Annotated in this window: 21 protein-coding genes; 17 read left to right on the top strand and 4 right to left on the bottom strand. The window is 33.0% G+C overall.

The features are described 5' to 3' along the window. The first annotated feature begins 19 nt into the window (after nt 1-19). The 8 genes from Q0910_RS18165 to Q0910_RS18130 all read left to right on the top strand — a co-directional run bounded on the left by Q0910_RS18165 (nt 20) and on the right by Q0910_RS18130 (nt 9825). Nucleotides 20-2119, top strand: coding sequence for an SPFH domain-containing protein (locus Q0910_RS18165; protein ID WP_299219477.1), 2100 nt, complete (start codon nt 20-22; stop codon nt 2117-2119). A gap of 213 nt (nt 2120-2332) precedes the next feature. Further along, nucleotides 2333-2584 carry a hypothetical protein gene (locus Q0910_RS18160; RefSeq protein WP_299219475.1) on the top strand — a complete coding sequence of 84 codons (252 nt, stop codon included), beginning with the start codon at nt 2333-2335 and terminating at the stop codon, nt 2582-2584. Nucleotides 2585-2586: 2 nt separating this feature from the next. Next, nucleotides 2587-2841: a hypothetical protein gene (locus Q0910_RS18155; RefSeq protein ID WP_299219473.1), complete on the top strand. Its 255-nt coding sequence runs from the start codon at nt 2587-2589 to the stop codon at nt 2839-2841. Nucleotides 2842-3079: 238 nt separating this feature from the next. Further along, nucleotides 3080-3430, top strand: coding sequence for a hypothetical protein (locus Q0910_RS18150; protein ID WP_299219471.1), 351 nt, complete (start codon nt 3080-3082; stop codon nt 3428-3430). A 6-nt stretch (nt 3431-3436) separates the two neighbouring features. Then, the gene (locus tag Q0910_RS18145; protein WP_299219469.1) at nt 3437-3802 is read left to right on the top strand and encodes an endonuclease domain-containing protein; all 366 of its coding nucleotides are present in this window, start codon (nt 3437-3439) and stop codon (nt 3800-3802) included. A gap of 162 nt (nt 3803-3964) precedes the next feature. After that, a complete protein-coding gene (locus Q0910_RS18140) occupies nt 3965-8830 on the top strand; it encodes a DNA repair ATPase (RefSeq protein ID WP_299219467.1) in 4866 nt (1621 codons plus the stop codon). Between the two features lie 4 nt (nt 8831-8834). Beyond that, nucleotides 8835-9413 carry a hypothetical protein gene (locus tag Q0910_RS18135; protein WP_299219465.1) on the top strand — a complete coding sequence of 193 codons (579 nt, stop codon included), beginning with the start codon at nt 8835-8837 and terminating at the stop codon, nt 9411-9413. A 187-nt stretch (nt 9414-9600) separates the two neighbouring features. Further along, nucleotides 9601-9825 (top strand): GIY-YIG nuclease family protein, encoded by a 225-nt coding sequence (locus Q0910_RS18130; RefSeq protein ID WP_366142681.1) that lies wholly within the window; start codon nt 9601-9603, stop codon nt 9823-9825. A 365-nt stretch (nt 9826-10190) separates the two neighbouring features. Here Q0910_RS18130 and Q0910_RS18125 read toward each other — a convergent pair whose 3' ends face one another. Further along, complete coding sequence (locus Q0910_RS18125; protein ID WP_299219463.1) at nt 10191-13364, bottom strand: DUF5060 domain-containing protein; 3174 nt, start codon at nt 13362-13364, stop codon at nt 10191-10193. 345 nt (nt 13365-13709) lie between these two features. Here Q0910_RS18125 and Q0910_RS18120 point away from each other — a divergent pair, with 345 nt between their 5' ends. Together Q0910_RS18120 and Q0910_RS18115 are read left to right on the top strand one after the other, a co-directional pair. Then, nucleotides 13710-14192, top strand: coding sequence for a MarR family transcriptional regulator (locus Q0910_RS18120; protein ID WP_299219460.1), 483 nt, complete (start codon nt 13710-13712; stop codon nt 14190-14192). A 3-nt stretch (nt 14193-14195) separates the two neighbouring features. Beyond that, nucleotides 14196-14669 carry a GNAT family N-acetyltransferase gene (locus Q0910_RS18115; RefSeq protein WP_299219456.1) on the top strand — a complete coding sequence of 158 codons (474 nt, stop codon included), beginning with the start codon at nt 14196-14198 and terminating at the stop codon, nt 14667-14669. A gap of 65 nt (nt 14670-14734) precedes the next feature. On the opposite strand, the gene Q0910_RS18110 is transcribed toward Q0910_RS18115, so the two are convergent. Further along, a complete protein-coding gene (locus Q0910_RS18110; RefSeq protein WP_299219452.1) occupies nt 14735-15589 on the bottom strand; it encodes a carbohydrate-binding protein in 855 nt (284 codons plus the stop codon). Nucleotides 15590-15619: 30 nt separating this feature from the next. Then, a complete protein-coding gene (locus Q0910_RS18105) occupies nt 15620-16435 on the bottom strand; it encodes a carbohydrate-binding protein (RefSeq protein ID WP_299219448.1) in 816 nt (271 codons plus the stop codon). A gap of 967 nt (nt 16436-17402) precedes the next feature. On the opposite strand from Q0910_RS18105, the gene Q0910_RS18100 reads away from it, so the two are divergent. The 7 genes from Q0910_RS18100 to Q0910_RS18070 all read left to right on the top strand — a co-directional run bounded on the left by Q0910_RS18100 (nt 17403) and on the right by Q0910_RS18070 (nt 23488). Beyond that, nucleotides 17403-17774 (top strand): endonuclease domain-containing protein, encoded by a 372-nt coding sequence (locus Q0910_RS18100; RefSeq protein ID WP_299219444.1) that lies wholly within the window; start codon nt 17403-17405, stop codon nt 17772-17774. A gap of 490 nt (nt 17775-18264) precedes the next feature. Then, nucleotides 18265-19005, top strand: a complete 741-nt coding sequence (locus tag Q0910_RS18095) for a hypothetical protein (RefSeq protein WP_299219440.1) — start codon at nt 18265-18267, stop codon at nt 19003-19005. A gap of 6 nt (nt 19006-19011) precedes the next feature. Next, the gene (locus Q0910_RS18090) at nt 19012-19677 is read left to right on the top strand and encodes a hypothetical protein (protein ID WP_299219437.1); all 666 of its coding nucleotides are present in this window, start codon (nt 19012-19014) and stop codon (nt 19675-19677) included. Next, on the top strand, nt 19650-20441 hold the full coding sequence (locus Q0910_RS18085) for an ATP-binding protein (RefSeq protein WP_299219434.1): 792 nt from the start codon (nt 19650-19652) through the stop codon (nt 20439-20441). Before Q0910_RS18090 ends, Q0910_RS18085 begins: the two co-directional genes overlap by 28 nt. Before the next feature lie 45 nt (nt 20442-20486). Further along, a complete protein-coding gene (locus Q0910_RS18080; protein ID WP_299219430.1) occupies nt 20487-21125 on the top strand; it encodes a response regulator transcription factor in 639 nt (212 codons plus the stop codon). Nucleotides 21126-21422: 297 nt separating this feature from the next. Further along, entirely contained in the window at nt 21423-22883 is a 1461-nt protein-coding gene (gene rpoN / locus Q0910_RS18075) for an RNA polymerase factor sigma-54 (protein WP_299219426.1), read from the top strand. Then, complete coding sequence (locus Q0910_RS18070) at nt 22883-23488, top strand: hypothetical protein (RefSeq protein WP_299219422.1); 606 nt, start codon at nt 22883-22885, stop codon at nt 23486-23488. Before rpoN ends, Q0910_RS18070 begins: the two co-directional genes overlap by 1 nt. Here the strand turns inward: Q0910_RS18070 and Q0910_RS18065 are convergent. Then, a complete protein-coding gene (locus Q0910_RS18065) occupies nt 23483-24199 on the bottom strand; it encodes a porin family protein (RefSeq protein WP_299219420.1) in 717 nt (238 codons plus the stop codon). The genes Q0910_RS18070 and Q0910_RS18065 overlap by 6 nt on opposite strands. Nucleotides 24200-24300 lie beyond the last annotated feature (101 nt).

Below are 24300 nucleotides of genomic sequence, written 5' to 3'. Positions count from 1 at the left end.
TAATAAACACTAAACTATTATGACAGGCATTTTACCATTTATTGGCATCGGGATAGGCTTGATTCTATTCTTAATCATTGTATACTTTGCGATCATCGCAATGTTCTACAAAAAAATACCCCAAGGACAAGCACTTGTACGAACTGGATTCAAAGGCACACAAGTAGCAACAGATAAAGGACTATATGTTGTTCCTGTATTTCACAGAGTAGAAATCATGGACATATCCGTTAAGAAAATTCAAATAGAACGTTTAGGAGGTGATGGGTTAGTCTGTAAAGACAATATGAGAGCCGACATTAAGGTAGCCTTTTTCGTTAGAGTAAATAGTGATGTGGATTCTATTAAAAAAGTAGCGCAGACTATTGGTTGTGAAAGAGCTTCAGAGGTATCAACATTAGAAGAATTATTTGAAGCTAAATTTTCTGAAGCTTTGAAAACTGTTGGAAAGAAATTTCAATTCACTGAATTATATGAAGCAAGACGTGAATTCAGAGATGAAATCGTGAATATTATTGGTACAGACCTTAATGGATACACCCTAGAAGATTGTGCTATCGATTACTTAGAACAAACACCTGTTTCGTTTTTAAAAATGGACAACATATTAGATGCAGAAGGTATTAAAAAGATTACTGAATTAACCGCTGCGCAAAACATGAAAGCTAACCTTATCAAACGTGATGAGGAAAAGGTAATTCGTAAGCAGGATGTAGAAGCGCGTGAAGCAATTTTGGAATTAGATAAACAATTAGCAGAAAAAGAGGAACAACAAAGACGTGAGATTTCGAATATCAAAGCTCGTGAAGAAGCAGAGATACTAAAAGTATCCGAAGAAGAAAGACTAAAATCTGAAACAGCTCGTATCTCTACGGAAGAAAAAGTAAAAGTTGCAGAAGAAAATATGCAACGTCAGATCATTGTTGCTGAGAAAAATAAGCAACGTACCGATGCTGTAGAAACAGAAAGAGTAGAAAAAGATAGAATGTTAGAAGCTACGGAACGTGAGCGTATCGTAACTCTTGCTCAGATAGAAAAAGAGAAAGTAGTAGAAGTTGAGAAGAAAAACATTCAGGATGTAATTCGTGATCGTGTTACTCTAGAAAAAGGTGTGGTAGAGGAGCAAGAAAATATGAAAGATATTGAAGCTTTTAAAACTGCTGATCGTGAGAAACAAGTAAAAATTACAATTGCCGAAGCTAATGCGGAAGAAGCATTAATATCAACTATAAAAGCTGCAGAAGCTCAAAAAGAGGCCGCTAAACAAAAAGCAGAAGAAATTAATATAGAAGCATTAGCGCATAAAGAAGCTAGCGAAAAAGAAGCAGCTGCAAGAAAAACACTAGCAGAAGCGCAAGCAAAAGAAGAAGCTACCATTGGTATGTCTGAGGCTCAGGTAATGCATGCAAAAGCAGATGCTCATGAACGTCAAGGAGTTGTAGAAGCATCGATTATTGAGAAAAAAGCCAAAGCCGAAGCTGCTGGTATTTCTGCAAAAGCAGAAGCCTTAAAAGAAGAAGGTGTTGCAGAAGCTGAAGTAATCAAAGAAAAAGCACTTGCCAAAGCAATTGGTGATAAAGAAATTGCATTAGCAGAAGCTGTTGGAATCGAAGAGAAAGCGGAAGCGATGAAAAAACTGGATGGTGTAGGAAAAGAACACGAAGAATTCAAGTTACGATTAGATAAAGAATTACAAGTAGACTTAGCCGAAATCAATATCCAAAAAGAAATTGCATATGCTCAGGCAGATGTGATTGGAGAAGCATTAAAAGCTGCTAACATTGATATCGTTGGTGGAGAAACCATGTTCTTTGATCAAATTATTGGACAAGTAACCAAAGCAAAAGGATTTGACAGACTTGTTAAGCACTCGGATACTGTAAAAGACGTAAAAGATGCAATCTTAGGAAGCGATGATGTAAAAGGAAACCTTTTAGATAAAGTAAAAGAATTCGCAACTAAATACGGAGTCTCTTCAGAGGATATAAAAAATCTTACAATTGCCAATATCCTAATGGATCTTAAACAGAAATCAACGAGTCAAGATGAAAATGACCTGTTTAGTAATCTGTTTAATCTAGCAAAAGGATTAGGATTATCTGACAAAAAATTGAAATAACATTCAGAAAAACTCTCCTCCTTTTTCAAGGAGGAGAATGAATCCGGCAAAGGCGAAGAAAGAGGAGGTTAAAAATCCACAAAACTTTATGAATACAATCATAAATACATTTTTAGACCCATAAAAGTCAATCCCTGAAAGTCTTGAACTCTCTTTGGGGTAGCGAGTGATTGACTAGATGGGATTTGTTTAACTTTTAAATACGGTTTAATTATGAGCATAGCAGCCATGGTTGCTTCGATTAAATTTAATGATCGAAGAAATAAAAGAGACGCTTTTAGCACTATAACTGGAACTACAGATACCAAAAGTCAAGGAATCAAAATAGAACCAGTTTCTGAAGAGACATTACAAGAAATAAGAGATAAGCTTAACAAACAAAGAGTAAAACTTTTTAAAAAGCGATTCATAGTCTCAGCAGGTTTGATAGTTCTGATTACCACCTTAATCATATACATCGCATAATTATGGGAGGATATGGTCATAACTTAAGTAATCTTCTAAAAAATAGTAGAAGACAGGAGCGAAAAGCCTATGATGGATGGACAGAAAGTGATGAAGAAAGCCAAGGAATCAAAGTAGAACCAGTTTCTGAAGAAACATTAAAAGAAATAAGAGATAAACTAAGAAAGCAAAGGCAAGGATTATTTAAACGAAGATTGATTGGTTTTGGAATATTGATAGGTTTTATAGTGACAATGATAGTATATAGTACATTTTGAATTATAAACATGAGTTTGGCTTAAGGTGAATTCTGAAAAAAGCCGTCAAATCGAGTGATTTTTCATAATGAAATGGAGAAAAATTGTATCGAGATTAGGCTTTTTGAGTAGAAAACAACTATTCTCGATACAATCCTTCCTAAGTCGGATCACTCGAATGGACGTTGTTCTTCTATAGCCAATTCAGATTGTAAGAGTAAACTATGGTCTCTTTAGATAACAAAAAAAGAAAAAGATTATGAATAAAAAATTTTTAGGATTAATAGCAGTTTTATTTATAGCGATAAGTGTATTAGCATTCAATACCTATTATAAAAAAGAGGGATTGATAAAAAATGGTGCTGTCACAACTGCAGTCATTGAAAAAATTTCAACAAATAGGATTGATAATGAATTCTCACCTACCGTAGAGAATATACATGTAAAATACTCTTATATTATTGATTCAAAAGAGTATACAAAAACGGAAGAAATTTCGAGGCACGAGCATGATCTATATTTTGAAAAGACCGGAAAAGCAGGAGATTCTATAAAAATCATCTACGATTCAGAAAAACCAACCAATTCTAAAATTGAGAAGATTAAGTAATAGATTTTGAGTAATAATCAACTGCATAATAGAAAATATTTAGAAACCTTTAGAAAAGATCTAAGGAATAATGGAACATCTGCAGAAGCATTTTTGTGGAAGCACCTTTCAAAAAGTCAATTAAAAGGAAGAAAGTTTAGGCGACAACACAGTATTGGTAATTATATTGTGGATTTCTATTGCCCTAAAGAAAAACTAATCATCGAATTGGATGGAGAGATTCATAATAAACCGGAAGTTCAGGAAAAAGATCAAAAACGAACTGATTATTTAACGAGTTTTGGATTTACTGTTATTCGTTTTGAAAATAAAATGATATTTGACAATTTAAAATCAGTACTAAAAGAAATAGAAGATAATTTTAAACCATAAAAGCTCTCCTCCTCCAAAAAAGGAGGAGAATGAATTTCGCTTTGCGGAAGAAAGAGGTGGTTGTGGATCCACAACCACCCTGAATTTGTCAAAGACAAATTCGTCCCTCCTCAAAAAGGAGGGAAACCAATTTTAACTCTGATTAAACCTAGGGTATCAACTATGGAAGAAACCAACAAGAACGACATACAACTAGACGGGGGAACCTATGAGATCATCCAAAAACGTTTGCAAAAACAAAAAGGTGAACTCCAAAACCGTCTTACACAACTAAATGATGCACGAAAAGAAGTTTTTGGTAGTGTAGAAACCAAACTTATTGCCAATAATCGTATCAACACAGAAAATAACTGTATTGCACGAGATATTGTAACTATTGGTGATTTTTGCCTTTTTGGGTATAATGTTCATTTCGGATTACGAACAGAAATAAAACTCGATGATGTATTCAGTATTTATACATATGCTGATAATCATTTTGTAAATAAAAAATTAGACCTCATCAATGATCCTGTTTTTATTGATGACTTTACGAATCTATATAAATATTACAGAAATACGATCTTTTCTAAATTCGCTATTGTTGGTAATTACCTGCACATGGTATTTCAGCTCAGTGAAAGTGTTTCTGACATTAAAACCTTCAAATGGTTGATAAATGAAGGAAGCCTTAGCTATATAGACAATCGTAGTGAACATGAATTTAAGTTTCCAAAACAATATGAATTCGAATGGATCGAAGTCACTCGTGATATGCATCGTTACGGCACACATCCTCATATTTCTATTTTGGATAAAGTTTTTGTAGAAACAGTAGGTGGCGATTTAACCATAAAAATCGAGGACAATACTGATGACGGAAAAGGAATATACGACGAAGCTGTAGAACAAGTAGATCAGACACTAGATGATGGTCAATATCGATATGCAAATCTTGGTAACCTCATTGCTTTAGAAATCAAACCTTTTCAAGAAGCTCCAAGGTATTTCGTGTATAATCATAAAGTGCAAGAGGTTAAAAAAATTGAGTGTATTAAAGATGCCTGTGTCCTTTTACCAGATGATCAAGGAATCATATACCCTAATGGATACTATCTGCAATCCGGAGAAGTAAAACTATTTACCAATGAGATTTCTGATGTTAAATTTCAAGAGAAAATTAGCTCACCAAATGGAGAAGACTTCTTATATGTGTTTTATGAAAGTGAAAAAGGATTATATACGTTGATGTCCTACAATGTCATTGAACAAGAAGTAAAAACCCCAATTGTTTGTAATGGATTTACCATTTTAGCCGGTGGAGAACTTTGTTATTTTAAGACAGAAGATGAACAAACTAAGCATCATGTTATTCAGATATGGCAAACTCCTTTCTTAAAAGGGAACGAGATCCCTTCAGAACATACGGATACTTTATTATATAAAATTGGTAATAAAGATATCGTAAAAGCAATGGCCGAATGTCATGCCTTAATAACACTACTTAACAAAGAAGATAATTATGATGGATTATACGATGATCTTGCTAAATCTTCTAGTGATATAATTGATAGTTATTATTGGATTAGAGAAGAAGACACCTGTCGCTTAGATATACCTTTAGGAGAAATAAGTAATGCTGCTAACGCAGCTATTGATGAGTTTGAGAAAGTAGTACAACTGCGCAGAACTGCTACCAATGTAACTAAAGAAACTAAAGAAGCTGCTCAAAGCATATTTAATAAGATAAAAAGTAGTTCATTTCGGTCTATTGATGATTTTGTACAAGTATTATCACAACTTAGAACCTTACGTGGTGAGGTTATTGGTTTAAATGACATCAGATACATTGATAAACAGTTTATCACCGATCTTGAAAATGAAATCGCAGAACAAACCGAAAAAATTTCGCAACGTTGTGTACAATTCTTATTAGATGATAAGGCACTACTACCCTATCACGCTCGAGTAGAAGAAAAACAACAAGAGCTAGCTTCTATTAAAAAAGTAATAGAAGCTAAAAAACTTGAAGAAGAAGTCAATCAGATTGCAAAAGATTTAGAAATGCTTATTGATATCGTTTCTAATCTTCAGATCGAAGACACTTCCCATTCTACCAAGATCATTGATAACATATCTCTGATTTTCGCAACAATTAATCAGCTAAAAGCTGGAATTAAGAATAAAATAAAATCCCTTGGTAGTAAAGAAGCCAATGCAGAGTTTGCTGCACAATTGAAACTAGTTGATCAGAGTATCATCAACTATCTTGATATTGCCAATACACCAGAAAAAACAGATGAATTACTAAACAAGGTATCGGTTCAGTTAGAAGATCTGGAAGGAAGATTTGCGGATTTCGAAGAGTTTATTACGCTGATTATAGAAAAGCGCGAAGAAGTATATAATGCTTTTGAAGCCAGAAAGAATAGTCTGATCGAGGCTAGAAATAAAAAAGCTGTTGCTCTAGAAAATGCAGCAAGTCGAATATTAAAAGGAGTTACTAAAAAGGCATTAAGTTTTGATTCTGTCGCTGATATCAATGGATATTTTGCATCTGATCTAATGATCAATAAGCTTAGAGATATCATTGCCAATTTAATGGAATTGGATGACGCTGGTAAAGCTGAGACTATTGAAACTGCATTAAAAGTTGCCAAAGAAGATGCTACTCGTAAACTAAAAGACAAACAAGATCTCTATGAAGATGGTGAGAATATCATTAAACTAGGAAAACATAAGTTTGGTGTAAACAAACAACCATTAGACCTTACTATTGTATACAAAGACAATACATTACAATACCATCTTACCGGAACCGATTTCTATCAGGAAATTGAAAACGAAATATTACTAAAGTCTAAAAAATACTGGGATCAAGAGCTAATCTCTGAAAATCAAGAAATATATCGTTCAGCCTATTTAGCGTATAAAATATTTAACACCAAAAAAGATGAATTAGTAGATCTAGGAGAAAAAGAACTATTAGAACTCATAAAATCAGAAAGCAGTAAAAACTACGCCGAAGGATATGTAAAAGGAGTTCATGATGTAGATGCTGCTACAATTCTAAAGGTTTTAGTGAGTAAAGATCATGATCTTGGATTATTACGTTATGACGCACTGTCTAGATCCTATGCACAAAACTTTTGGCATAGTTTAGATACGGAAAAGAAAACCTATTGGAATGATACTATAAAAGCATCCGGAGAAGTTTTAGAGATTTTCTCGGATAGTACAGAATACCAAACAATACTTTCTGATCTAGAAAAGGAGATTTCTACTTTCGCTGATCAGCAAAAGTTGTTTGATAAAAAATATAGTAATGCCATTAGTAACTATCTTTTTGCCGAACTACAAACTAATAATGTGTTTTGTATCAGTCAAACTGCAAATGAATTACACGATATATTTCTGGCTGAATTAGAGAAGAAAAAAGTAGTAACCAAGTTTAAGAAATCTATAGAATTAACTAATGGAAAAAACCAGAAAGATGTAATCCGTTTAACGCTACAATGGGTTACTGCTTTTCTAAAAACCCATCATCCAAAACAGATTGAGTACGCACATGAGATTGTTTGTGTTTTATTATATAAAAAGGAATCTGTTTCAGAAGTAATTCATGTAAATCCTTCACAAATTATTGAAGGATTAAAAGGAAGTCATCCAACTATAAATGAAACTAATTTTGAATTTAATTATCATCATTTTATTACTCGATTATCAGAATTTTCCAACATAGAAGTTCCTGCATACTCAGCATATCGAGAAGCAAAACACTTAGTGACAGAAACTTTAAAAGAGGACCTTAAACTCGAAGAATTTAAACCAAGAGTCTTATCTTCTTTTGTACGTAATAAGCTAATTGATCAGGTCTATTTGCCTTTATTTGGAGATAATCTTTCTAAACAACTAGGAAGCGTTGGAGACAATAAACGTACAGATAGAATGGGGATGCTATTGCTGATATCTCCTCCTGGATATGGTAAAACAACTTTAATGGAATATATGGCTAACCGTTTGGGGTTGGTGTTTATGAAAATCAATGGCCCGGCTATTGGTCACGAAGTTACCTCAGTCGATCCAATGGCAGCCACTAATTCTGCTGCTCGCGAAGAACTCAAAAAGCTGAATCTAGCATTCGAAATGGGGAACAATGTAATGTTATACCTGGATGATATTCAGCATTGTAATCCTGAGTTTTTACAGAAATTTATTTCACTAGCAGATGGTACTCGTAAAATTGAAGGAATCTATAATGGACATCCTAAAACATATGATCTGCGAAGCAAAAAATTCTGTGTAATAATGGCCGGAAATCCATATACGGAAAGTGGAGATAAGTTTCAGATTCCCGATATGTTAGCCAACAGGGCTGATATCTACAATCTTGGAGATATTATTGGCGATACGGCAGATTTATTCAAACTCAGCTTGATAGAAAATGCATTGACTTCTAATCCTGTTTTACATCAATTAAGCAGTAAATATTTTGAAGATATTTATGGATTAATTGAAATGGTAGAATCTGGTACTCAGGAAGGCATAGAACTAAAAGGAAATCACACTAAGCAGGAAATACAAGATTACCTGGCAGTGTTAGAAAAAGTAGTGACCATCCGTAATACAGTGATGCAAGTAAATGCTACATATATACAATCAGCAGCGATGGAAGATTCATATCGTACAGAGCCTTCATTTAAGTTACAAGGATCTTATCGTGATATGAGTAAACTGGTAGGCAAAGTGGTTCCGATTATGAATGAGAAAGAATTACAAACCCTACTCCTATCACATTATGAAAATGAGTCTCAAACGTTAACGAGTGCTGCGGAAGCGAACCTTCTTAAGTACAAGGAATTAACAAATACCATAGTGGACGAAGAAGCTACACGTTGGGAAACTATCAAAGAAACTTTTATCAAAAACAATAAGTTAAAAGGCTTTGGTGATAAAAATGAAATGGCACAAGTATTGGCTCAGATGATGCAGTTTAGTGAACATTTATCGGGAATTCAGGAAGTATTAAAAAAGGGATTAGAAAAGTAATACTATGATAAAACTGAAAACATTACTAAGCTTTGTAATTTTATGTGCTTTCTTTTTTTCTTTAGGCAGTTGCTCAAGAAAAAATCATAACACACAATTAGTTCAAAATTATTATAATCAATTAAATCAAAGTAACTATTTAGAATTATCAAAACTTATTGGAGATAGCATAACCATCAGCGAAGGAGATTATAATATGAATTATTCTAAAGATGATTATTACAAACACTTTCAGTGGGATTCGGTTTTTTCTCCAAAATATGAACTATTAGAAGTTAAAGAAATTGATAAAAAAGTAGTAATTAGAGTTTCTAAAATATGTACTAGAATTAAATTTCTAAATGAAAAAACTATAATTTCCAAGGAAGTAATTGAAATAAAGAATCAAAAAATTTCTAAAATAAAAAACATAGAAATGGACTCTGATTTTAAGCTTTGGAATAGTAAGAAAAGTGAGATGGTAACTTGGATCAAAAAAAATCATCCTGAGTTAGATGGTTTTATGTACGATCAGACAAAAACCGGTGCTCAAAACTACTTAAAAGCAATGGCTTTATTTAAAGAATTTAAGGATATAAATTGAAAGGTTCTTTATCTAGTATAATGAATAATTTTATATTTAATGCCATTCCAGATTTATTCTGGAATCAATTTTCATGAATGTCCCTCCATTTTAGATCCCAGCCTGCACTGGGATGACAAACCATATGGACAAAAGCCAATGAAAAAGTTGTCATTCCGGCGTAGGCCGGAATACAAAATAAATACAAATGCTAAAACCTGAACATCAATATTCAGTTTACATTCTTTCTAACAAGAAAAATGGAACCCTTTATATTGGAATGACAAATAACCTAGAAAGAAGGATTTTCGAACATAAAAATAAATTAATAGAGGGATTTTCGAAAAAATATGATTTAAATATTTTGGTTTATTTTGAAATATATCAATACGTAAATGATGCCATTCTAAGAGAAAAAAGATTAAAAAACTGAAATCGACAATGGAAAATAAACTTGATAGAAGAAGACAATCCCGATTGGAACGATTTGGCATCAGACTGGAATAATTATCATTGATCGTGGATTCTGGCCTGCGCCGGAATGACAAATCCTATGTTATATATCTGACAATTCACTTTGCAACATATTCAGAGGTCAAAATCTATTCGCTTTTACGCTCAAATTGAAGTCGATTTTCAATTTAAAAACAATACCAGTGGAATCATAAAACAAGAATTTCCATTATATAAATTAGCATAACTTAAATCAATTACTAAAAAAAGGGTGGAAATAACACTAAATTATTTCCACCCTTTTTAAAATTAAGTGAATTGCTGAGAAAATATGCTCGAAAGAACTTATCTCTTTATAAATTTTAATGTGTTTTGAATTCCATTATCACGAATTACCATAAAATAAACTCCAGAAGGAATTGTAGATATATCAATAGCATTATTTTCAGATTCTGAAATAGCTATGGAAGACATTACTTTTCTTCCTGTCATATCATAAACTGAAGCCATCCCTTTGGTTAATCCTTTTACATTAATAAAATTTTGAGCAGGATTTGGATATAAACTGAATTCCTTAATATCAAAATCATCCACAGAAAGTGCACAATCAACAAGAACCTCATCTGGCCCAACTCCACTTGGTTTAGTATAAGATTGAGATAGTACAAACTTATCCATTTCCACACCATCTTCTCTCATAGAAAAAGAAATGGTATGTAATCCTGCAGACGGAACATCAATATATATTAGTTCTGCTTCTCCACAATGATTTGCATCGGTTCTTTGTTTACTCTCCCAGGTCCATTGGTTTTTGCCTGCACACCACTGCATTCTTTGTCCTGATTCAGGCCAAGTACCATCGATTCCCACATGAATACCATTATCCTCTGATCCTGTAGAGTACAGTCGTACCCATACAAAATACCTTCCCGGAGTGGTAAATTTCACTTTATAATCCAAAATACCAACAACACCAGGCGTATTTGAAAAGCTTTCTCCGTTTACTAAAGGATCATCATGGGTAACTCTTGTATCTGGTAAAATTTCTAGATATCCACCTCCACTAGCCGAAGCGTGATGACTTGGATCAGGATCTGGTGTTGGTGTAGAAACAGTTCCATCCTGAAAATACCATTTTCTTTTATCAGTTTTTGATTGACCTTCAAAATGTTCTGCCTCCACTGCTACGATTCCATTTTCTTCTAAAGCAGCACAAGTATTGCTTCCATCTCCTCCGTCACCATCATTGCAATCTAATTCTAAAACAAGCTTTGGTCCATTTGAACCTTCTTTTGAAGAGAAAGAAACATCATTCCCTCCGGTTTGCTTAATTACTAGTGAAACAGTTTCTCCAGCGTTAATTCCAGATAAGTTCCATTCATATGATTGACCTTCGCTATATGTTGTATTTAAAGATCCTATCAAGTCTCCTTCTACTGGTTTATTACTATCAGACAAATTACTTTCTGTCCAATTGTTTGAAGTCCCTTTATACACTTCGATAAGTCCATTACCTCCATCAGTGCTAACAGACATTTGTAACTTTACTCCGGTTATGGTTTCTAATAGGGTTGGAACAACAAATTGTAAGTAGGTTACTCTGTTTCCACTTTCTACTCGTAATTCTGAGGAGTTAAATAAGGTAGTTCCCTGTAAATAAGCGTCTTGAAAAACCACTACATTCTGTGTGTTCGTACAATCTGTACCATCAGATTCTCCTTTAATTAAAGCCACCCAATCATTAGTATCTGGTGCTGATATAGCATTAGACACAGCAGTTGCGGCACTTAAACTCCCTCCTGATCTTGGGTTATACCATTGTACTTGCCAGGTTCCTGAAGGCAAATCGATGTTTGTAGATCCACCATCCGGAAGATACACTGCATATACTTCTCCAGGTTTTGCCAATACATAATCATTCGCAGATGTTATACCATCAGAGGATACCATGTCTACCAAATATTCCTGTAAGTAAGATTCAAAGAAATTTAATGCGTGACTGGCATGAGAATATTTAATATCTCTAGATCTGTGATTTTGAGCAGTTAAATCTGTTTCTCCTGTTTGATAACCATAATAGTATTCAACTCCCATACCACCGGCCATAAGAGCACCCCACAATACCTTATCACGAACTAGTTTATCTTCTTTACCGTCTTGGTCCACACCTATATTTGCGCTTCCTTGTTCATCATTAGCAACAACCCATTTTTTTCCTGCATTTCTTGATTTCTCAAGCCATCTTCTTACATCATCATGAACTTTATTTTTATCTGTCTGGACAGATGCTCCTGTAAGTTCAGAGTTAGTGCCTAATAAAGGATCATATCGTTGATCTTGTTGACCAGGATACGTATGTAATACAATATGATTGTCATATGGATCTACATCTTTAATGTAGGAAGCAATTGATTTTGTCACATTATCTGGTAAGGTGGTTTCTTCTGTAATATTCCAATTAAGAGCCAAATGATGCCCAAAACGAGCAATTAACTCACGGTAATAAAGTTTACGTTGTCTCCCATTGGTATTATCATCCATGATATTATCATTTTCGGTCTCCAATGTTTTAAAATGTAGAAATACACCTTTTTTATCAGCGTATTCAAATATCTTCTCCCATTGTGCCATTTTGGAAATATCAAAACGATCTTTATGTACTCCCTGATTCCATTGTTGACTATCATTGTATCCGTTATAAACATTTTCTGAAACCTTTATCAAGTGAGGGAAAACATTTTCATCATCTCCATGAAGACTTAATGTCAAGAAAGAAAAAGCATTTAATCCTTTGGTAGAAAGATAATTAACTACTCCTAAAAGTTCAGTTCCTTGTCCATTCTTCCAGGTATATCCACTCGCATCGCCAGCATCATAATCCTGTTGATGTGGATTCCAATTTTTTCTTCTACCTCCACGATTCGGTGTATTATCAAAATCGTTATACGCTAATGTATTTTCTGGAGCATCTGCTCCAGCTTTTACAAACCAAGGACCGTTTGGGCTCTTAGGATCAGTACCCGAGTGTTGTAGATAATGTTCACCTACATATTGCAGTTTACCTTTATTTTTTGATCTAAAATCTCTCCCAGATTTATCAGATTCTTCTACAATAAAAGATCCTGTATCTCCATCCATAAATCCAGCACTAGATCCGCCTCCATTAATCGCCACATCGGATCCTGTGATAAATTCTGCTGACCAGTCCCAAGTTCCTGTCTGTCCTGGGCTAAAATGTACTTGCCATATATTCCCTGAATCACAACTGGAATCAGCAGCATCACTGCACCCTGCGTAAAATCCTGGAACTATATAAGAAAGATTTCCATTGGTAAAAGTAACTTCTAATCTGTAATCCGAAAAAGGATTTGGATTTGCCGTCTCTGAAGTGCTAGGCCCTTCAAAAGATAAAGTAATTTTGTGCCAACGTTTTAATTCTCCTTCTGGGGTTTGCGCTACTGCAAAAGAAGTCAACATTAGCAATACTACTAAAAGTTTTAATCGAGTTAAAAAGATCATGTGTGGTTAATTTAATATTGAGTTCAGTTCAATTGATTCTAAAAAAGCAATAGACAAAATATCTATAGTTTTAGTAATGAGTTCAGTTATATTCAAAAAAAGTGTAATTTAATAACAACGGAACTCAGAGCTGTATAGTGTCTTTAGATACGTCTTAAATAGTATTCGTAAGCAAAAGAATGATATCCGCAAACACTTGATTAGTATTCGATTAAGTCATATAGATATATCAATTTTCACAAAACCACGGTTAGAATTTCGTTCTACATTATCTAAAAAAATAGCCTATACTTCTAAAAATAAAAAAAATTATGTATTTTTACATAAGTACTTATATAAATACTTATGCAAGATAAATTACAGGAATTTGGAGAATTAGGATTAGGGTCTCGACTGAAACGATTGAGCGATTTTATGATGAAAGAAATTCAGTTGGTATATGACGCAGCACAAATTGATTTTGACCCATATCTTTTCCCAATCTTTAAAACAATTATTGATAAAGAATTTGCAACAACAACAGATATACAAGAAGCAATACACTATACACAACCTGCTATTACACAGGCATTGAAAAAATTGATTGACAAAAAACTTGTTACATACAAAACAGACCCAATTGACAAACGAAAAAAAATATTTAAACTATCTAAAAAAGGATCGTCTTTACACAAAGAAATGATTCCTTTATGGGAAATCATGGATCAACAGGTAAAATGGCTTACAGAAGGAAGCACCACTAGCCTTATAAAACACATCAATCACTTAGAATTTCAACTAAAAGAAAAATCATTACATCAGAGAATATTAGAAACATACAATCAATAATTTATGGAGACAACGAAGAACATTTCAATCATACCTTTTGACTCTAAATACGCTAAAGATTTCGCTGACCTTAATATAGAGTGGCTAGAAAAATATTTTGTAGTAGAGCCACATGACGTAGACTTACTGGAACGATGTGAAGAAACAATTATCAACAAAGGTGGTCATATTTTCTTTGCTAAATCAGAAGATGAAATTGCAGGTACATTTTCTCTAATTAAAATAGAAGAAGGAATCTATGAATTAGGAAAAATGGCCGTGTCGCCAAAATTTCAAGGACAGAGAATAGGACAACAATTAATGTCTTTCTGCCTTGATTTTGCTAAAGATCAGCACTGGACTAAGTTAATTTTATACTCTAACAGAATCTTAGAAAATGCCATACATATTTACCGAAAATATGGTTTTGTAGAAATTGATCTCGAAAAAGATTCTCCATACCTGCGAAGTAATATCAAAATGGAGTTAACACTCTGAAAACTAAAATCCGCCATACAAACACACATGTAAGGCGGACTTCTCCATTAAATAAACTTCTTTATTTAATTGTAAGAATTTATAGTTACTGTATAATTATTACCATAATTATTATCCCAGTATTCGTTTCCATTTACTCTATATACAACTGCATATTCTAACTGGTCTTCTGAAGCATCCAGTCTAGCATAACCTTGCCATCTTTCAATCCCAAAATTATTAGGACTCTGAATAGAATATAAAGGACCGTTTGTCCAAGTTTGTCTAAAAGTAAGTGGCACATACGATTGTGTTTGCCATCCATCAGAAGAGTATACGACCCCAACTTCCTTATTAGGTGATAGATTTCTTACGTCTACAGTAATATTAAACGTGTTTTTGTCATCATAAGGAAAATAAGACAAACTCACAAAATCAGTATCTGCACTAACTTGTAGGCTTTGATCTGCAAAAAAAGATCCTTCCGATCGAGACATTGCATAATTAGAACCATTATTATTATCCCAATAAGTAATTCCGTTAACCTCGTACTTTACCACGAACTCATCGGCATAAATCTGATCAATACTATAACCTCCATGGTTATATTCCACTGTCCAAATTTCATTTTGTCCATCGTTGATACTTTGGCTATATGTTAAGGGTATTTCATCCCAGTTTCCATCCAATCTCTGATGATAAATACTCACGTTTTTATCATATGCGAGATTCGCTACTCTAACTGTAAACTTTCTAGTATACCCTTGATAACCTCTGTATGAACTATACGTAGTCCAGGCTTTGAGAAGACTAACCGGATTTGAGTTTTTAGCAGCTATTTCATTTGTAGTGATTTCTGCTTCTCGATTTTCAATAAAATCGTCCTCTGTGCTACATGATAGCACTAATAAGCTCATAAATAAATAAAAATACTTTTTCATTGTTGTTAGTGATTTGCGATTGTTTGATTGTTAGTATATAATTTTACTCAAAGTGTAATTACTCCCATAATTATTATCCCAATATTCCTGTCCATCTATTTTATAAACAATAGCAAAATCTATGGATTGTACATCTTCGGCCACTCGAATAGATGTGTCATAAACATCTACATCAAATTGATTAGGACTCATTATATAATGGGCATATCCCACTCTAAAATATCTTTGATATGCTAAAGGAACTGTATTTTTTGTTACCCAACCATCAGTTGTATAAACCACCTCCACAGTTGCCGGAGCACCATAATTACGTCTCGCATTAACATTGATAGCAAAGGATGAACCGGTGGGTCTTGTAAAACTTTTGTTAAGCTCTACGTTTATTTCTGGCGATAAATATCCTCCCACATTTACCAGCATACTATAATTCTTTCCGCTATTGTTATCCCAATACGTTTCTCCATTCACAGTATACTTCACTACGAACTCGTCACTATAAATTTCATAATCAGGAGTAACCTCTCCTACCCAGATCTCTTCATCATTCTCAATAGCTTGTTCGAATGTTAGTGGTATATCTACCCAATTTCCATTATACGTTGCATGATGAATTGCAACTTCTTTTTGATATGCTAGGTTTTTAACTTTTACCTTAAATTTTCTCTGATAATTGATATGTACCGGACTACTTCTATTTGCTGTCCAAGCGCTTAATAATTTTACGTTTTCAGAACTAGTTTTTGCTGATAGTTCGATTGATTTCATTTCAGAATCCAAATTGTCTACATCTGATGTACAAGAAAATAGACCCAGGATCACACTAAGTACTAAATAAATTTTTCTCATGATTGTGGTTTTTGTTTAAGATGTTAGTTGTAAAAATTACTTTTCGAAAAGTTTAGTTCATAGCTCTACAGCTACTATGAAGTAAGAGAAGAAAAAATCTATCGCCAATTCTGCGAGGTGTATTTAACAATTATTTTAACGAAAAACGTTTTCGGAAAATTAAAAATTTAACATTTTATTAAGATATCATTTTTGGTATTATAAAGTATCATAATTTGATAGTTTTTATTACGAAAACTCTTTTATACTGCGAAAATATTTCGTCATATATTTCGAAAATATTTAGTACAATATTTTGAAAAATTGCCTGATACGAAAACAAAACTGATTTTGTAGTTAAAACATTATCAATCAGATGTCACGAAAACTTATGTAAAGTATTCTATCTAAGAGGAACTTTTCATTCCCTATCATCAAAAGAGAAGTTGGGCGAGGATGTTATTTCCGTAAACCAACTCTTAACACATCTCACTAAATCCTTCTTCGAAGAGAGATTTACTCTCTCTTTTGAAGAAAATACTAAGGATACACATTTTTTACAAATGAAAATACTTGCAGCACATCACCATAAGACACCTTTCCGCTTTGACCAACTCAGTGTCTTAATAATAATGATGTGCTTATCCCCTTCCTTTGAAACGACAGCGCAATAGCGATGGGCGAGTCGTGGCGTTGGAAAGGGATGGATATTCTTCGCAAAAAACAACGCTTATAAAAAACATCTCCCTAAATCCCTCTTCGAAGAGGAACTTTATTACTACTTCATTTAAAAAGAACAACGATATTCTTGCTCCCTTCCTCTGAAAGAAGGGTTGGGGATGGATGTATCTGCATAAACATAATACTTATAAACACACCTCTCTAAATCGTCCTTAAAAAGGTAGACTTTTTATAACTCACTCTTCTTTAAAAGGATAGATGTTAACCAATAATTACTTATTTTGTCGAAACATCATTACTTACAAAAATGACATTGCAAAAAATATTCCCTTACATAGCTGAAGCCAGAGAGTTCGCAAAAGTGCTCAAAAAAGAAATGACTACAACTGAAAAGGTTATTTGGGATACGATTAGAAAAAGACAACTTGGCGTTCAATTCTTTCGTCAATTTCCCATATTAGAGTATGTCATTGATTTTTATGCTAAAGAAATTGGACTAGCCATAGAGATTGATGGAAGTTTACATGATAATCAATTTCTCGAAGACAGTTATAGACAAGGTCGAATTGAAAAACTGGGAGTAAAATTTATTCGATTTACAAATGAACAGGTTTTGAGTGATCTAGAAACAGTTCTTGTAGAACTTGAAGAAGTCATTAAAAGTCTTAAACAGGAATAATTTTTTTTAATTCTCTGTACACATCCTTCTAAATCTCCATGCCGTGGCGAGGAGACTTCATTCTCATCTTTAATTCTAAACCTTAATCATATTTAACCCCCTTCCTTTGAAGGAAGGGTTGGGGATAGATGTTCTCTACAATACATAAAAAACATCCCTCTAAATCTCCCTTCAAAAGGAGACTTCATTTAACCCCTACATATAAAGGGGATGGATGTTCTCCAAAACAAACACAACCGTTATTCCCCTTTTTATCATAGGGGTGTTTCCCCCTTTTACAAAACCAACCACATCCATAGCAACCTCTTAAAACCATTGTAAATCAACATATTATTTCACTTAATCCACAATTGTAGCAGTCTTAAATTTTTTTAAACTATTTAAAATGGTATTTTTAATTCTTAAAACTTTATAAAACGAAGTTTTAACTTAATAACTTATTTTGGCTAGTGCCAAAATCACACAAACACTTAATAAACCTATATCAAAAATGAAACAACAAACCAACCGCATTAAAAAGTATGTAATTATTGCTTTTGCATTAATTCTTGTAGCTTCTTGTAAAGAAGGACAAACAAATGTTACTGAATTAGCAAATTTAGAAAGAACAATTAAGGAGAAAGATAGCATTATCAACAACCTAAGAGAACAATTAGGAGAAGCAGCTGATGACAAGCGCAGAATACCAAACAATATCATACAATCTGATTTTGCTAAAGAAATTTATCATTTATATGATGAAAGAGAAGAACTAATCAATGAAGTAGTAGGTCAAGATGGAGCTGGAAACGATTTTAAAGCAACACGATCACTGTTTTATGACATTAATGATTTACAAAAATATATTAGATATGTCAAAAGGAAATCACGTAAAGCAAGGGTAAGACCTACTGGATTTAGATTTTACTTTGCACTGTATCCTGATGATTATGTTAGAGATAATAAAGAAAAGAGATATGCAAACCGACAAACATTTTTTATTGCTCCAACTAAAGAGGTAAAAAATGCTGATGGAAATGTAGAACAACTAGGCTACACCTTAGATAACAAATTCAATGTAGCACTATTAAAAGATATTATTGGATTTGATAGTATTAGAAAACAGGACGGTAAAATGTATCAAAAAGCTGGTTTCTTTAATGTAAACCTTAATAACTTATTAGAAGAAGAAAACAGTTTAGTTGCTAATGAATTAGGAGCTTCACCACCAATGGGAAAAGATGAACAATAAATAATAATGAAAATAGATATAGAGACATTAAGGTTATTAATGCGGATTGGAGTATTTATAGAATTATTTGCAGTAGTAATTGGTACAATCTATTTCTATAAGTACAAAAACACTGCATTAAAGTATATTTTATTGCTTTTCTGGTATACCGTAATAAATGATCTCTTAGGAGTTTTCTATTTAAGAGGTGGTTATGAAGATTATAATGCGATAATATACAACATTTACAATGTCATAAATTTCACATATCTATTATTTTTATACAGACATTATATTCAAAATAAAACGCATAAAAAGGCGATACTATTTTTTAGTATCATCTATCTGATTTCATTCGTAATCAATGGTTTTTTTGAAAATTACTTAATTGAGTTTCAAAAATTTCCATATATAATTGCTGCAATATTTCTTGTAATAACAATTTCTCTTTACTTTATAGAAATATTAAACTCTCAAAAAGTTCTCAATGCGAAAAGAAATCTTTTGTTTTGGATAAGTGTCGGTTTTCTAATATTCTTTGTTGGCAATCTTCCTTTTAGAATTTTGACAAATTATTACATGAAATTAACAGATGCAACGATATCTTTTTTGGTTAAACTAACTTTAACAATAATCATGAATATCTGTTTTATTATAGGATTTATATGGAGCGACAAGAAACAGCAATATTAATAGCCAGCATAATTTTGGTAGTAATTATTGTTTTAATGATTGCTCTTTTTTACATTTTTCAAAAGAGAAAGAACAACCTCTTATTACAACAAAAAGAAGCAGAAAAGAAGTTTGAAAGGGCTATTGCAGAAACCCAGATAGAAATACGAGAAGAGACACTTAGAAATATTAGTTGGGAGCTGCACGATAACATCGGTCAGTTACTCACGCTAGCAAAAATACAAGTGGATGTGGCTAAAGAAGATCCAAAAAGACTTCCGGAAGTTACAGAAACCATTACTAAGAGTCTTACAGAACTAAGAGCGCTATCTAAATTGATTAATCCAGATGCGATCAAAAGTCTTAGCCTCACTGAAGCTATTGCCTTAGAAGTGGAACGATTTAATAGATTACAATTTATTGAAGCAACCCTAAGTAGTAATACAGAAATAAGAACCTTAGATGATAAAGCAGAAATCATCATTTTCAGGATATTACAAGAGTTTTTTAGTAATACTATTAAACATTCTAAAGCTTCCAAATTAAATGTAAATGTCCGTTACAGTAAGGATAAATTAATCATCAATGCAAAAGATGATGGAGTAGGTTTTGATATGAAAGACCTTAAATCCCGACAAAATATTGGTATTGGATTATGCAATATGCAGAACAGAGGAAAATTAATAAACGCAGAGGTTAGTTTGGATTCTGCTAAAGGAAAAGGTACTGCCATCACCTTAACGTATCATTATAAAAAAACGGTTACGGAAGAGGAAGCTTATTAACATAATATAAAGTCACAAAAGGCTATTCACACAAAAAATACACTCATGAAGTACTCAGTAGTTATTGTAGAAGATCATATCTTATTATCACAGGCCCTTGCAGGATTGGTAAATGGATTTTCTAAATTCAAAATATTGTACCTGTGTAAAAATGGAAGGGAACTACTCACTCGATTAAAAGATCCTAAAAACATTCCGGATGTTGTTCTTATGGATATCAATATGCCTATTATGAATGGTATTGAGACTACCATTGCTCTTAAGGAAGAATATCCACAGGTAAATGTTCTGGCACTTTCTGTAGAAGAAGATGAAAAAACCATTCTTAAAATGCTTCGAGCAGGTGCTAAAGGATATTTACTGAAAGACACGGAAAAGAGTATTCTCGAAAATGCACTGGTAGAAGTGCAGGAAACTGGTTTCTATCACACCAAAGATGTTACTAATTTATTATTAGGGTCCTTAAATCCAAAAAAAGAAAACAAAGTACTATTAAAGGAGCGAGAAATGGAATTCATCAAACATGCTTGTACGGAAAAAACATATAAAGAAATCGCAAGTGACATGTGTCTTAGTCCTAAAACAATAGAAGGATACAGAGATTCTATATTTGAAAAATTACACTTAAAAAATCGAACCGGACTTGTAATTTATGCGATAAAGAATAAAATTTTTATTCCTTAACTTAATACATTGACTATATAACTACTTCTAAAAAAATCTTTCGTGAAATAATAAATCGATTTTGGCGCGTTTATTGATAAGTTGCATAAAATAGTTTTGAAATTTATTTTTTAAGTATCCTTTAGAACTAATATGAATGAGATCCCGCTCTAAATGCAGGATTAGTTCAACTATCTTTTTTTAATCTTTGCTTTTAGCGAATTTTATAAAGAAGTTTCACTAAACTAACCATCGATTACCTACAGAAGTACGCCGTATTTTGTTTATTTTTGTGAGTATAAGAACATTGACATTTTTATGCTAAAGCAACAATTAAATTTTAAACTTTCTCAAAAACTTTCTCCTCAGCAAATTCAGTTGATGAAGCTAATTCAGCTTCCTACACAAGCATTTGAACAGCGTTTAAAGCAAGAAATGGAGGAAAATCCCGCATTGGATAGCGGTAAGGAAAAAGCTGATGAGTTTGAGGATGCTTTTGGTGATGAAAGTTCTAATGAAGATGATTACGGAACAGAAAAAATAGAAACGGACATCAATGTTGATGAATATCTTAGTGATGATGAAATACCTAGTTATCGTTTAAGCTCTAATAACTATAGTGCTGATGATGAGGAAAAAAATGTTCCGTATGCATCTGGGACATCGTTTCACCAACATTTAGTAAATCAATTGAACACCTATCGATTTGATGAAGAAGAGCGAGAAATTGCAGAATTTCTTGTTGGAAGTATTGACGAGAGTGGCTATATCAGAAGATCTTTAGCAGATATTCTCGATGATCTTGCTTTTACACAAAATGTATATACCACTGAGGAGAAAATAGAAAATGTTCTGAAAATAGTACACCAGTTAGATCCTGCTGGGGTTGGCGCCAGAAATCTTCAGGAATGTCTATTGATTCAATTAGAAAGAAAAGAAATTACTATACCTATTAAATTAGCATCACTGATTTTAGAAAAGTCTTTTGATCATTTTAGCAAAAAGCATTATGATAAGCTTTTAACCAAATTTGACATTACAGAAGATTTATTAAAAGAAGCAATTGAAGAAATTGAGCATCTTAATCCAAAACCAGGTGGTGCTTATGCCGGGAACAATAAACTTATAGAACATGTAGTTCCTGATTTTACGATCAGAATTGTGGATGGAGAACTAGAACTTACATTAAATGGCCGTAATGCTCCGGAATTACACGTTTCCAGAGAATATAACAATATGTTACAAGGTTACAAAGCCAGTAAGGAAAAATCTAAATCGCAAAAGGACGCGGTAATGTTTATCAAGCAAAAATTAGATGCTGCTAAATGGTTTATTGAAGCTGTTAAACAAAGACAACAAACACTTTTTTTAACAATGAGTGCAATAATGCACTATCAAAGAAGTTATTTCTTAAGTGGAGACGAGCGTAATCTAAAACCTATGATCCTTAAAGATATCGCAGATGAGATTGATATGGATGTTAGTACGGTTTCTAGAGTAGCTAATAGTAAATATGTGGACACTCCTTATGGAACGAAGCTGATCAAAGAATTTTTCTCTGAATCTATGACGAATGACCAAGGGGAAGAAGTTTCTACAAGAGAAATAAAAAAAATACTGGAAATTACAATAGGGGAAGAAGACAAGAAAAAACCTCTTACAGACGAGAAGTTAGCAAAAATCCTAAAAGAAAAAGGATACCCTATAGCCAGAAGAACTGTAGCTAAATACAGAGAGCAATTGGATATTTCGGTTGCCAGGCTACGAAAAAAGATTTAATGAACTTTTTATTAAAAAGCATTTCATATATTTTTCACCCCTTATTGATGCCCATAGCTGGCTCAGTAATTTATTTTGTTACTGCCCCTAGATTTATTCCTGAAAATATCATTCAAGCAAAAATTCTTGGATTGGTAGTTGTCACGATATTCATTCCAATAGTTCTCTATTTTTTTCTTAGAACTACGGGTATTATCACCTCTATTCATTTAGAAGACGTAAAGCAACGGAAAATCCCTTTATTGTTACAGTCATTATTATTGCTTCTAGTAATCAAAATGATTATTGATGGATATAATTACCCTGAACTATATTTCTTCTTTCTAGGAGCCTTATTATCATCTTTAAGCGCCATTTTTATTGTGTTTTTTGATATCAAGGCAAGTTTACATATGATTGGAACAGGAGCGGTTACTATGTTTACGATTGCATTAAGTATACATTTCGAAATAAATCTTATTTTGCTTATCGCTGCAATGATCATCGCTAATGGCCTAGTAGCGACATCGAGACTACATTTTAAGGCGCATACTAACCTAGAACTTACACTAGGCTTTTTGATAGGTGTTATCCCTCAACTTACCCTAGTTAATTTCTGGTTATAGGATATAAAACATCAATCCAATTTTAGCAACATTAAAACCAACTTCTTCAGTACCAATTAGCGCATTGCTATTAAACAAAGGATTTAAACTATAATAGAAGTGAAAATTAAAAGTGTTCCATCCGAAGGTAAAAGTAGCTCCTACTCTCCAACGGTTTAATTCATCTATTTTTGTTTGTCCTACTTGATTTCCAGGCTGTTCAAAATTAGAATTGAAATAATACAGATATCCAACTCTTAATCCTGTATAGATTCTCCAAAACTTATGCGTATCTGGCACAGAAGTTCTCCATCTAAATTCTAATGGAGCTTCAACCAGATGTGTTGTAAACCTGTTTCTGTCAAAATCTATTCCTTCAAGACTGCTAAAAATACTCTGGCCTGTTTCCTCATTTTCTCCTATAAATAAATTCTGACCATAGGTATTGATCGAATACCCTAAACCTAATCCGATGGCTACATTACGTCTTTTATTAATAGGCATATCTCTGGTATAACCTAAATGAAATCCACCTGAAAACCCTGATTGACCAACATCCGATGGTGTATTCCAAAGTAAGTTAAATGTAAGACCAACATAGAATTGGTCTTCTCTGTAAAGAGAGTCTAATACTTTTTCCTTTTGTGGACCGAGATCATCTGAAGTTATTTCTTGCCCAAAACTGTTACAAGCTAAGAGAAAAAGGCTTAAAAACAAAAGCAATTGCTTCATCCGGCTAACATTTCTTAACATCCATTCCATAGAGGTTACTAAAATAAATCTATTTATTTAGAAAATAGAAGTACTTTCTAAAAAACAACAAGAATTAAGAA

Source organism: uncultured Aquimarina sp., assembly GCF_947495315.1.
Taxonomy (GTDB): domain Bacteria; phylum Bacteroidota; class Bacteroidia; order Flavobacteriales; family Flavobacteriaceae; genus Aquimarina.
Note: the sequence above shows the minus strand (reverse complement) of the source record. Positions and strands in the feature narration are given on the sequence as shown.